This is a genomic window from Pseudomonas quasicaspiana (assembly GCF_021147825.1).
GTDB lineage: Bacteria > Pseudomonadota > Gammaproteobacteria > Pseudomonadales > Pseudomonadaceae > Aquipseudomonas > Aquipseudomonas quasicaspiana.
The window spans coordinates 1-11,349 of sequence record NZ_JAGTPI010000107.1 but is presented as its reverse complement, the minus strand read 5'-3'; the positions used below and the strand labels follow the sequence as shown (position 1 = coordinate 11,349).

The window sequence follows — 11,349 nt, the reverse complement described above, 5'->3', positions numbered from 1 at the left end:
GGCTTGCCCGCGATAAGGCCAGCGCAGTAGGCAGATACACCGCGTTATCGTTTATCGCGAGCAAGCTCGGCTCCCACAGGACCGGTGGTGATCGTGGGGGCTGAGCTTGCTCGCGAAGAGCGAATAAGTGGATTGCATTGACGGCTTCGCGGCAAACCTCGCTTCAACAGGGTATGCGATCTTCTGTGGGAGCCGGGCTTGCCCGCGATAAGGCCAGCGCAGTAGGCAGGTATACCGCGTTATCGTTTATCGCGAGCAAGCTCGGCTCCCACAGATCCGGTGATGATCGTAGGAGCTGAGCTTGTTCGCGAAGAGCGAATAAGTGGATTGCATTGACGGCTTCGCGGCAAACCTAGCTCCAACAGAGTATGCGATCTTCTGTGGGAGCAGGGCTTGCCCGCGATAAGGCCAGCGCAGTAGGCAGATACACCGCGTTATCGTTTATCGCGAGCAAGCTCGGCTCCCACAGGACCGGTGGTGATCGTGGGGGCTGAGCTTGCTCGCGAAGAGCGAATAAGTGGATTGCATTGACGGCTTCGCGGCAAACCTCGCTCCAACAGAGTATGCGATCTTCTGTGGGAGCTGGGCTTGCCCGCGATAAGGCCAGCGCAGTAGGCAGATACACCGCGTTATCGTTATCGCGAGCAAGCTCGGCTCCCACAGGACCGGTGGTGATCGTGGGGACTGAGCTTGCTCGCGAAGAGCGAATAAGTGGATTGCATTGACGGCTTCGCGGCAAACCTCGCTCCAACAGGGTATGCGATCTTCTGTGGGAGCCGGGCTTGCCCGCGATTGGGGCGCGGTGATTTATCGCCAGGCCATTAACCCGCCACCAACACCCTAATCGCTTCAAGGCGCAACGCTGCCTTGTCCAGCATGGCCAGTCCTTGCTCGCGCTGTTCGCGCAACGCAACCAGTTCGCTGTCGCGCACGGTTGGGTTAACGGCTTGCAGCGCGGTCAGACGGGCCAGTTCTTCGTCGGTGTCCGCTGCCAGACGACGCTGCGCTTCAGCAACGCGTTCGGCATGTTTCGGGGCGATCTTCGCTTCACCGGCGTTTATCTGCGGGTTCAGCGTGTCGCGCTGAGCCTGAATGAATTTGTTGGCGCTGGCACGTGGCACGCTTTCCAACTGATCATTCAACGTGGTGAAGGACACGCGCCCCGACAGGTCGTTGCCGTTGCCATCAAGCAGGCAGCGCAGGGCGGCCGGTGGCAGGTAGCGACCCAGTTGCAGCGAGCGCGGTGCAACCACTTCACTCACATACAGCAACTCCAGCAAGACAGTGCCGGGCTTGAGCGCCTTGTTCTTGATCAGCGCCACGGCGGTGTTACCCATCGAGCCGGACAGCACCAGGTCCATGCCGCCTTGCACCATCGGGTGTTCCCAGGTGATGAACTGCATGTCTTCACGAGACAGCGCCTGGTTGCGGTCGTAAGTGATGGTCACGCCTTCGTCGTCGCCGAGCGGGAAGCTGGCGTCGAGCATCTTCTCGCTGGGGCGCAGGATCAGGGCGTTTTCCGAATGGTCTTCGCTGTCGATGCCGAACGCATTGAACAGGGTTTCCATGTAAATCGGCAGAGTGAACTGATCGTCCTGCTCCAGAATAGCTTCGACCAGTGCTTCACCTTCGCCAGCGCCGCCAGAGTTGAGCTCCAGAAGGCGATCGCGGCCGGTGTGCAGTTCGCTTTCCAGTCGCTCGCGTTCGGTACGCGCCTCATCAATTAGCACTTGCCACTCATCGTCGTCACCGCTTTCCAGCAACGGCAGCAGGCGTGGGCCGAACTGATGTTGCAGGGCGTTGCCGGTCGGGCAGGTATTAAGGAAGGCGTTCAGCGCTTCGTGATACCACTGGAACAGGCGCGCTTGCGGGCTGGTTTCCAGGAATGGCACGTGCAGTTCGATGGTGTGTTTCTGGCCGATCCGGTCCAGACGACCGATACGCTGCTCCAGCAGGTCCGGATGTGCAGGCAGATCGAACAGCACCAGATGGTGAGCGAACTGGAAGTTGCGACCTTCACTGCCGATTTCCGAACAGATCAGTACTTGAGCACCGAACTCTTCGTCAGCGAAGTACGCGGCAGCGCGGTCGCGTTCGAGGATGTTCATGCCTTCGTGGAAAACCGTGGCCGGAATGCCGGAGCGCACGCGCAGGGCGTCTTCCAGATCCATCGCGGTCTCGGCGTGAGCACAGATCACCAGTACCTTGACGCGCTTGAGCATTTTCAGGGTATCGATCAGCCAGTCGACACGCGGGTCGAACTTCCACCAGCGTTCTTCTTCGCTGGCGTCCGGCTGTGCCTGGAAGCTGACTTCCGGATACAGGTCTGCGTGTTCGCCAAGCGGCAGTTCCAGGTATTCAGCCGGGCAGGGCAGTGGATACTGGTGCAGGTTGCGTTCCGGGAAACCTTGCACTGCGGCACGGGTATTACGGAACAGCACCCGGCCAGTGCCGTGGCGGTCAAGCAATTCGCGGATCAGGCGCGCACTGGCTTCTTCGTCGCCGTCATTGACGGCCGCCAGCAGGGTTTCGCCTTCAGCACCCAGGAAACCATGGATGGTCTTGTGCGCTTCAGGTGAGAGGCGGCCCTTGTCGAGCAGTTGCTGCACGGCTTCAGCGACCGGGCGATAGTTTTCGCTCTCGGCGCGGAACGCATGCAGATCATGGAAACGGTTTGGATCAAGCAGGCGCAGACGCGCGAAGTGGCTGTCCTGGCCCAGTTGTTCCGGAGTGGCGGTCAGCAGCAGTACGCCCGGGATGACTTCAGCGAGTTGCTCGACCAGCGAGTATTCAGGGCTCGCCTTGTCTTCATGCCAGACCAGATGGTGAGCTTCGTCGACGACCAGCAGGTCCCAGCCAGCAGCAAACAGTGCGTCCTGAGCTTTCTCGTCTTCGACCAGCCATTCCAGCGCAACCAGCGCCAGTTGAGTGTCTTCGAACGGGTTGCTGGCATCGCTTTCGATAAAGCGTTCGGCATCGAACAGGGCGACCTGCAGGTTGAAACGGCGGCGCATTTCCACCAGCCATTGGTGCTGAAGGTTTTCCGGCACCAGAATCAGAATGCGGTTGGCGCGGCCCGAAAGCAGCTGGCGATGGATAACCAGGCCGGCTTCGATGGTTTTACCCAGACCCACTTCGTCCGCCAGCAGAACCCGCGGCGCAATACGATCAGCCACTTCACGGGCGATGTGCAACTGGTGCGCGATGGGTTGCGCACGCACGCCACCCAGGCCCCAGAGAGAGGACTGCAATTGGCGGCTGGTGTGTTCCAGGGTGTGGTAGCGCAGAGAGAACCAGGCCAGCGGGTCGATTTGCCCGGCAAACAGGCGGTCGGTCGCCAGACGGAACTGGATGAAGTTCGACAGCTGGGTTTCCGGCAGGGTGACGGCTTCGTTTTGCGCGTTCAGGCCGTGGTAGACCAGCAGGCCATCAACGTCATCGACTTCACGGACGGTCATCTTCCAGTTTTCGAAGTGAGTGATCACATCGCCTGGAGAGAAGCGCACGCGCGTCAAAGGTGCATTTCGCAGTGCGTACTGACGTGTGTCGCCAGTGGCCGGGTAGAGCACGGTCAACAAGCGGCCGTCCTGTGCCAGAACGGTGCCCAAACCCAGCTCGGCTTCGCTGTCGCTAATCCAGCGTTGCCCCGGTTGATACTGCTGCGCCATGCTGCCTGTCTCCCGCTTTGAAAAAGCCGACTATGTTAACGGAACACGCTGCCCAGGCCAAAGGTACAGTGACAAAACACCTGTATTTAAACGCCCTTGCAACAATTTAAGCCTGTTAAAGGCACTAGTTACCAAAAACAGAGTCGAAAGTTTCTCATTTACGGGGTCAAGTCGGTAGACGCTTGGCCGACATCCACTCAAAAGGAGAACTAATAATGTTGCAGCCGACGCTTCCCCTGAGTGTGGTACCCGTGACGTCACAACTGGATCCGGCCCGGCAGGTACCTGACATTCCTCCTGTGGCGCCGGTGCAGGCCAGTTCTGGCGAAACCAATATCGACTTGCGCAACGAAGAAGAGCAGCGCAACGCTTGGCTGTTGCGCGAAGAGCAGCAACGCCACGAAGAACAGCAGCGTCGCCGCGAAGAAGGTTACGACGAGCCTGAACATCTGGCCGTCCCCGGTGTTGCGCTGAATGCCGACAACACCGTTCCGGTTGTGCCACTGATTGATGACGAGCCGCGCCAGGGGCTTTGGGTCGACGTTCAGGTCTAGGCTGTTTTCCGCTGTCCGTTGCTCATTTCGCGCAATGCCGTGAGCAACGTCTCTATCTCGCTTTCAGTGTTCAAATGACTGACCGAAATCCGCGCAATGTTCACCAGCCCTCTGGCCTGCATGTCCAGCGGCGTATAAGCCACGCCATTGGCGCCGATGTTTATCCCATTCATGGCTAATTCCTTTTTTATCTCCGGGGCGTCCCAGCCCTCCAGCGTGAATGAAACAAGCCCCGAGTGATCATGCGCTTCGCCAAGGTCCTGTAGCTTCAGTCCTGCGACTTCTGCCATGCGCTTCCTCAACAATGACGACAATTGCCGAATACGCTGGCGGACAGGCGCTACGCCCAATGCTTCCACTTCGCTCAGTGCGTTATTCAAACCGGCGATCAGCGTCAGCGACATTTCGCTGGTTTCAAAACGTCGAGCGTCGTTGCGCGGAGTAAAACTTTCGCCGTTTCGGGGCGCGGAAAGAACGTCAACGAATGGCGGCTGAAGTTGTTCGACGAAACCCTCGCGGATGTACAGCAAGGCCGTACCTCGAGGACCGCGCAGGAACTTGCGGCAGGCACCCTTGAGCACATCGCAGCCCAGCGCCTGCACATCAACGCTGATTTGTCCCAATGCCTGACCGGCATCGATGAAGTAAGGAATACCGTACCGTTTCGCTATTGTGCCGATGGCGGCAGCCGGGTTGATCAGGCCACCGTTGGCCGGTAGCCATGTCAGAGAAATCAAACGCACACGCTCATCGATCATCGCTTCCAGCGCGGACACCGACACCGCACCACTCTCATCGCATGGGATCACTTCCAGGCTGGCTCCGGCGGCGAAGGCCTGGGCCATGCAAGCCAGGTTGCCGCCCCATTCGTGACGCCCGACGAGAATGCGGTCTCCGCGACGCCATGCTCCCAGTGCGCTGAAAGCCATGCCCCACGCCGCAGAGCCGCTGCCCAGAAATGCAATGGAGGAGGGCGCGCAGTTGATCAACCGCGCAGCGGTGTTGCGGGCGTTTTCCAGCAGCATCTCGCCCTGTGCCGCGGCTTCCATAGGACCCTGGCTGGCTTCGCGGTTCATGTGCTCGATCATTGCCGTCACGGTTGCCTGACTCGGCAGCGACGCCCCGGAATGATTGAAATGGATCACTTGCTGGCAGCCAGGCGTCGCGGCACGCAGCGTCTGGATGTGCGCTTCGGTCAACGTCTGACTCATGGTCTCAGCTCGAAGATGGCGTCCACTTCGACTGCTACACCAACGGGCAGGCTGGAAACCCCGACCGAGGTGCGGACGTGTTGACCGGCTTTGCCAAGCACACTGACCAGCAGATTCGAGGCGCCGTTGCCCACGGCGCCCTGTCGCGTGAAGTCGCTGGGGCATGCGACGAACACGCCCAGCCTCACGATTTGCAACAGCTTCGACAGATCGTCGCCGATCACCGAGTCCAGTTGAGCCAGCAATCCCAGGGCTGCCAGTTCTGCCGCTGCGATGCCTTGCTCTTCGCTCAGCGTGTCACCCACCCGGCCGATGAAAGCGGGCTGACCGTCAACCATGGGGATCTGTCCCGACACGTACAGCAGGTTCTGGCTGACCACTGTGCTGACGTAGTTGCCGGCCGGGCTGTCCGGAGTCGGAAGCTGCAGGTCCAGTTTTTCGAGTTGCTCGCGCAGGCTGTTGTTCATTGGGCGCTCTCCCTATAAAGATGGGCGCACAATGAAAGGCGGCGATCAGTCCGACAAACTGAAAGATTTCACCCTACGTATCGATATTGCTCAATCATTCTCGCGGCTCGCTGCGATCAGCCAGTCGGCGAAGCGTTGTGCGGCGCTATTCAGTGGCTCGTCGCCGGTTACCAGCCAGTAGCCGATTTCCCCTTCATATACGGCGCCGTTCAGCAACTGCACCAACGAGCCATCCAGCAAGCGCCGATTGATCAGTCGATCACGCCCCATGGCGATGCCCTGTCCGGAGACCGCTGCCTCAACCACGATGTTGTAATCGTGCAGCATCAGACTCGACAGCTGGCTGATATCGATACGCACCTGTCTGGCCCAGTCCAGCCATTCGAACGGAATGGTCGCCTGAGCAGTAAGCAAAGGGCCTGGCGCCAGTCCAGGCTGTTTGACACCCTGTTGCGCTGCGAGCCAATCGGCTTTGTACTGTGGGCTGCACACCGGGAAAAGACGTTCGTTCATCAAGCGCGTTGCATTGACGTTGGGCCAGCCACCTTTGCCGTAGCGGATCGCGAGCGCCACTTCGCCACCCGCCACATCGGCCAGATCGTAGGACGGCACCAGCTCGACGCGGATATCGGGATTGGCCGAGATGAAGCTGGACAGACGCGGTGCCAGCCACATCGTTGCAAACGAGGCGAGCAGGCCGATGCGCAATACGCTGGGCGCGGGCGCGGTATGGCGAATAATGCGCGTCGCTGCGGCAATGCCTTCCAGTGCCTGTCGAACCTGTAGCTGATAAGCGCGTCCTGCCTCGGTCAGTTCGATGGCGCGAGTGCGACGGATAAAAAGGCGGCACTCGAGAAACTCTTCCAGTTTGTGAACCTGATGACTTAAAGCGCTTTGCGTCACTGACAACTCGCGGGCTGCATTGACGAAACTCAGATGCCGCGCCACGGCCTCGAAGGCACGCAGCGTCAGCATCGGCGGCAGGTCGCCATGCAATGCCGGTAATGGCAAGGGGTCTGAAGAGGGTGAGTGCACGAGTATTCGGTCCTTTGATAAGCAGCGCTGACCGGCAATTGTGCCGTCAAAAAAGGATTGGCGTGAACAAAGGTGGTTTTTCTTGTCGGATAGCCACTGGTCATAGCCACTGCGATTGCGCATTATTGGCCCACTTCCCAGTGTTCGAGAGTTGTTGTCCATGAGCGCAGATGAAAACCTGATCGACCTGGGCGCAGAGCGCGCCAAGCGGATACACGATCTGAAAGATAAACGCCTCAACGAAATGCGCGATGCATTCGAACAGGCGATGCCTTTGGCCAAGGGCAAGAAAAAATCGAAAAACAAGCCCAAGAAACGCTAGGCGCCTGTCCGCACCGAGTACATTTCCTGTAGGAGGGACCGCCGCGCCTTCGCTGCGGCGCTGTCGCGCAGCAAACACAGTCCTGTTGGAGCGAGGCTTGCCCGCGAAGCAGTCGATTTGGTAAGTCAGACACACCGCAATATCGTTCTTCGCGGGCAAGCCTCGCTCCAACAGTGATCCGCTGAACCCTCCAATATCTTTGACCCAATCAGATATCCATGCCCTCTAGAACAAAGCGTGCGGTGCTATTGATCTGGGTCAATTCCTGTCCGTGCGCATCTGGTTAATCTAGTCCTATTGAACAGGGACTATTCATCTGGAAGGACTCGAGCAGAGGCCTTCCAGTAAAAAGAGCACGCAAGGCATTTTGGGCGACTTCGGTCGCCCATTTTTTTGCTTTTTTGATTGGCTATGTCTGTAGGAGCTGCCGAAGGCTGCGAAAAAGGTGGGTCTGATACACCGCCTTCGCAGCCTTCGGCAGCTCCTACAATGGTCCGTATCAGCCGATGCTGATCGCTGGCAACGTCGTCAACGTCACGGTCTGCTGTTTGCGTGGCGCAAGAATTTCGGCTTCGCCGTCTACCACCAGCTCATCACGCTGATTGAACACGCGGGTCGCGATGCGCACGCGGAATTTAGGCAGCTTTTCCAGAATCTCCAGACGCACAGTCAGGGTGTCGCCCAGTTTGACCGGCTTCTGAAAGGTCATCTGCTGACCGAGATAGATCGTGCCCGGCCCAGGCAGCTCGCAGGCCACTGCAGCGCTGATCAATGCGCCGCTGAACATGCCGTGGGCGATGCGCTCTTTGAACATGGTCGAGGCCGCGTATTCAGCGTCGAGGTGGACCGGGTTGTGGTCGCCCGACATCGCGGCGAACAACTGGATATCACGTTCTTCGACAGTCTTGCTGTATGAGGCGGTCTGACCGACTTCGAGGGCTTCGTACGGCGTGTTGGTAACCTGGGTCATGAGTGATCCTGAAAATTGAATATTGATGTCAAACGCAGCGTTTATTCCGCCCGACGCGGTCTTGGCTGATGCATTGCCTGTTCCAGCCAGTCGATTAGATCACGGGTGACTTCATCACGATTGGTTTCGTTGAGCAGTTCATGCCGCGCCTGCGGGTAGATCTTCAGTTGTAACATCTGGTGGCCTGCCGCGACCAATGCGTCGGCAAGATCCTTAAGACGCTTGCCATCACTCACCGGATCACATTCGCCGCCAATTACCAGCAACGGCAAGCCCGGATCGATCTGCGCCAGATTCGACCGCTTGCTGATTTGCTGCAGACCGGCAAGCATGTCCAGCCAGAGTTGATTGGTGCAACGGAAGCCGCACATTGGGTCGAGCGCATACTTGTCGACCTCATCAGGATCACGGCTGAGCCAGTCAAAACAGATACGTGCCGGTTTGAACGCGTTGTTGAATGAGCCAAACGAAAGCCATTCGATCAGTCGGCTACGGCCTGTGTTGCCCTGGCGAAAGCGCTCCAGGCGGGCGATCACGCGAGCGCCGCGATACAGAGCGACTGGCTGGAAATTGGAGCCACTGAGGATCGCTCCCTGCAGGGCTGCGCCGTGGTGCTGTAAATAAGCTTGGGCGATGTAGCTGCCCATGCTGTGGCCCAGCAGGAAAACCGGTACGTCGGGATGCCGTTGGCCAATGGTTTGAGTGACGCTGGCCAGATCGCCGACTACTTTTGCCCAGCCCTGTTCGTCAGCGTAATGGCCGAGCATGCCTTGATCAGCGGTCTTGCCATGGCCGCGCTGGTCGTGGGCATACAGTGCATACCCGGCTTCGCCCAGTGCCATGCCCAGGCGCGCATATCTGCCGCTGTGTTCGGCCATGCCGTGAGACAGCATGACCACCGCTTTTGGCTCGACCTCAGGTAACCATACGTTGACGTACAGACGGCTTCGGTCGCTGGCGTCGAGCCAGAACGGCTGATGTTTCATGACAACTCCGGAAACGGTAGGAACGGCGTTAAAACGCTCTGTTTGTGGAGTGTAGAGTGACTGAAGAATTGCAGACCGGCCAGCTCTGTAATTCATGGTAATGATGTCGCGACCTTCTCTGTTTGCCTTCCCTGTTTTAGCTGCTAACGTCCGCGAAGTCCCCGCGCCATCATCGTGGGTCAGACAGTCTCAGGTAATCTCAGGTAAGAGGATAAAAACAATGCAACCTGATTTCTGGAGCGACAAGCGACCGGCAGGCGTGCCGTCCGAAGTGGATTTGCTGGCGTACATGTCGGTTGTTGAAGTATTCGAACGCAGCTGTCGCAAGTTTGCCGACCGCCCGGCGTTCACCAACATGGGGGTGACCCTGACTTATGCTGACCTGGATCGCCATTCCGCCGCCTTTGCGGCATGGCTGCAGCGGAATACTGACCTCAAACCCGGTGATCGCATCGCGGTGCAGATGCCCAACCTGCTGCAATACCCGATTGCCGTATTCGGTGCCTTGCGCGCCGGCCTGATCGTGGTCAACACCAACCCTTTGTACACCGCGCGGGAAATGCGCCACCAGTTCAAGGATTCCGGCGCCCGGGCGCTGGTTTATCTGAACATGTTCGGCAAGCTCGTCCAGGAAGTGCTGCCCGACACCGATATCCAGTACCTGATCGAAGTGAAAATGGGCGACATGCAGTTGACCGCCAAAGGCTGGCTGATCAACACCATCGTCGACAAGGTCAAGAAGCTGGTCCCGGCCTATCACTTGCCGCAGGCAACCCGTTTCAAAGCTGCACTGCATCAGGGGCAAGGCCATCGATTGAATCCAGTGGCCCTGCAACTCAGTGACATCGCGGTGCTGCAATACACCGGCGGGACCACCGGCCTGGCCAAAGGCGCGATGCTCAGCCATGGAAATCTCGTCGCCAACATGCAGCAGGTTTACGCCTGTATGTTGCAGCATGGCAGCGACGGGCAACCAGTGTTCCAGGAAGGCAAGGAGATCATGATCGCGCCGCTGCCGCTGTATCACATCTATGCATTTACAGCGAATTGCATGTGCATGATGGTCAGCGGTAATCACAACATTCTGATTACCAATCCGCGAGACATTGGCGGCTTCATCAAGGAGCTTGGCCAGTGGCGATTCACGGCGATGATCGGCCTCAACACGCTGTTCGTGGCCTTGATGAATCACCCGAATTTCAAGTCGCGGGATTTCTCCAGCCTGAAAAGCACCAATTCCGGCGGCACGGCGCTGGTCAAGGCCACCGCGGAGCGCTGGGAGCAGATGACCGGCTGCCGAATTGTCGAAGGCTATGGTTTGACCGAAACCTCGCCCGTTGCCAGCGCCAATCCTTATGGCGAGTATGCGCGTCTTGGTACGGTTGGCATTCCCGTGCCAGGCACGTTGATGAAGGTCATTGATGATGCGGGTAACGAGTTGCCGTCAGGCGAACGCGGCGAGCTGTGCATTAAAGGCCCGCAGGTGATGCTCGGTTACTGGCAACGTCCAGAGGCCACCGCCGAAGCGCTCGACGCAGATGGCTGGTTCAAGAGCGGTGACATCGCAGTGATCGAAGCCGATGGCTTTGTCAGCATCGTCGATCGCAAGAAGGACCTGATCATCGTGTCGGGTTTCAATGTCTACCCGAATGAAATTGAAGATGTGGTGATGGGGCATCCGGGCGTCGCCAACTGCGCCGTGATTGGCGTGCCGGACGAGCGCTCGGGGGAGGCGGTGAAACTGTTCGTGGTGCCTCGCGAAGGCGGCGTCAGCGTTGAAGAACTGAAGCTGTTCTGCAAAGAAAACTTCACCGGCTACAAAGTGCCCAAACAGATCGTGCTGCGCGAGTCGTTGCCTATGACGCCGGTGGGCAAGATTCTCAGGAGGGAGTTGCGGGATCTCGCTTGAGCAATACGTAGATTGCTGGATTTCCGTAGGACCGGCTTTAGCCGGGAGGAGGCCACTAAGGTCGATGCATTTTTATCGGCTGAAAGGGTGCTCTCCCGGCTAAAGCCGATCCCACATCATTAGTGATTCCTGTGGGAGCTGCCCCGGTGTCCCTGACACCACGCTGTCGCGCAGCAAACACGGGACCTGTAGGAGTGAGCTTGCTCGCGATTCGATCTGTTGGTCGA

The 11,349-nt window shown here is 58.5% G+C and carries 9 protein-coding genes; 3 read left to right on the top strand and 6 right to left on the bottom strand.

Features of this window, described 5'->3' with window-relative positions; genetic code table 11:
* Nucleotides 1–821: 821 nt before the first annotated feature.
* On the bottom strand, nt 822–3,668 hold the full coding sequence (gene rapA, locus KDX30_RS29075) for an RNA polymerase-associated protein RapA (protein WP_122397379.1): 2,847 nt from the start codon (nt 3,666–3,668) through the stop codon (nt 822–824).
* 215 nt (nt 3,669–3,883) lie between these two features.
* Here rapA and KDX30_RS29070 point away from each other — a divergent pair, with 215 nt between their 5' ends.
* Nucleotides 3,884–4,222, top strand: coding sequence for a hypothetical protein (locus KDX30_RS29070; protein WP_027900995.1), 339 nt, complete (start codon nt 3,884–3,886; stop codon nt 4,220–4,222).
* On the opposite strand, the gene KDX30_RS29065 is transcribed toward KDX30_RS29070, so the two are convergent.
* The 3 genes from KDX30_RS29065 to KDX30_RS29055 form a co-directional block, all read right to left on the bottom strand.
* On the bottom strand, nt 4,219–5,433 hold the full coding sequence (locus KDX30_RS29065) for an aminotransferase class V-fold PLP-dependent enzyme (RefSeq protein ID WP_122397380.1): 1,215 nt from the start codon (nt 5,431–5,433) through the stop codon (nt 4,219–4,221). The genes KDX30_RS29070 and KDX30_RS29065 overlap by 4 nt on opposite strands.
* Nucleotides 5,430–5,900 (bottom strand): RidA family protein, encoded by a 471-nt coding sequence (locus KDX30_RS29060; RefSeq protein ID WP_231678219.1) that lies wholly within the window; start codon nt 5,898–5,900, stop codon nt 5,430–5,432. The genes KDX30_RS29065 and KDX30_RS29060 overlap by 4 nt, the downstream gene beginning before the upstream one ends.
* Before the next feature lie 90 nt (nt 5,901–5,990).
* Nucleotides 5,991–6,875: a LysR substrate-binding domain-containing protein gene (locus KDX30_RS29055; protein ID WP_231678220.1), complete on the bottom strand. Its 885-nt coding sequence runs from the start codon at nt 6,873–6,875 to the stop codon at nt 5,991–5,993.
* 220 nt (nt 6,876–7,095) lie between these two features.
* On the opposite strand from KDX30_RS29055, the gene KDX30_RS29050 reads away from it, so the two are divergent.
* On the top strand, nt 7,096–7,257 hold the full coding sequence (locus KDX30_RS29050) for a hypothetical protein (RefSeq protein ID WP_049827014.1): 162 nt from the start codon (nt 7,096–7,098) through the stop codon (nt 7,255–7,257).
* Nucleotides 7,258–7,756: 499 nt separating this feature from the next.
* Here the strand turns inward: KDX30_RS29050 and KDX30_RS29045 are convergent, their stop codons facing one another.
* Together KDX30_RS29045 and KDX30_RS29040 are read right to left on the bottom strand one after the other, a co-directional pair.
* On the bottom strand, nt 7,757–8,227 hold the full coding sequence (locus tag KDX30_RS29045) for a MaoC family dehydratase (protein ID WP_027900991.1): 471 nt from the start codon (nt 8,225–8,227) through the stop codon (nt 7,757–7,759).
* 41 nt (nt 8,228–8,268) lie between these two features.
* Nucleotides 8,269–9,213: an alpha/beta hydrolase gene (locus KDX30_RS29040; protein ID WP_231678218.1), complete on the bottom strand. Its 945-nt coding sequence runs from the start codon at nt 9,211–9,213 to the stop codon at nt 8,269–8,271.
* A 220-nt stretch (nt 9,214–9,433) separates the two neighbouring features.
* Between KDX30_RS29040 and fadD2 the strand changes: the two genes are divergently transcribed.
* The gene (gene fadD2, locus KDX30_RS29035) at nt 9,434–11,122 is read left to right on the top strand and encodes a long-chain-fatty-acid--CoA ligase FadD2 (RefSeq protein WP_231678217.1); all 1,689 of its coding nucleotides are present in this window, start codon (nt 9,434–9,436) and stop codon (nt 11,120–11,122) included.
* Nucleotides 11,123–11,349: the final 227 nt, after the last annotated feature.

What these genes read in the sequence shown, in the direction of transcription:
- rapA (WP_122397379.1), bottom strand. Translation starts at nt 3,668, where the DNA reads ATGGCGCAGCAGTATCAACCGGGGCAACGCTGGATTAGCGACAGCGAA.
- KDX30_RS29070 (WP_027900995.1), top strand. Translation starts at nt 3,884, where the DNA reads ATGTTGCAGCCGACGCTTCCCCTGAGTGTGGTACCCGTGACGTCACAA.
- KDX30_RS29065 (WP_122397380.1), bottom strand. Translation starts at nt 5,433, where the DNA reads ATGAGTCAGACGTTGACCGAAGCGCACATCCAGACGCTGCGTGCCGCG.
- KDX30_RS29060 (WP_231678219.1), bottom strand. Translation starts at nt 5,900, where the DNA reads ATGAACAACAGCCTGCGCGAGCAACTCGAAAAACTGGACCTGCAGCTT.
- KDX30_RS29055 (WP_231678220.1), bottom strand. Translation starts at nt 6,875, where the DNA reads ATGCTGACGCTGCGTGCCTTCGAGGCCGTGGCGCGGCATCTGAGTTTC.
- KDX30_RS29050 (WP_049827014.1), top strand. Translation starts at nt 7,096, where the DNA reads ATGAGCGCAGATGAAAACCTGATCGACCTGGGCGCAGAGCGCGCCAAG.
- KDX30_RS29045 (WP_027900991.1), bottom strand. Translation starts at nt 8,227, where the DNA reads ATGACCCAGGTTACCAACACGCCGTACGAAGCCCTCGAAGTCGGTCAG.
- KDX30_RS29040 (WP_231678218.1), bottom strand. Translation starts at nt 9,213, where the DNA reads ATGAAACATCAGCCGTTCTGGCTCGACGCCAGCGACCGAAGCCGTCTG.
- fadD2 (WP_231678217.1), top strand. Translation starts at nt 9,434, where the DNA reads ATGCAACCTGATTTCTGGAGCGACAAGCGACCGGCAGGCGTGCCGTCC.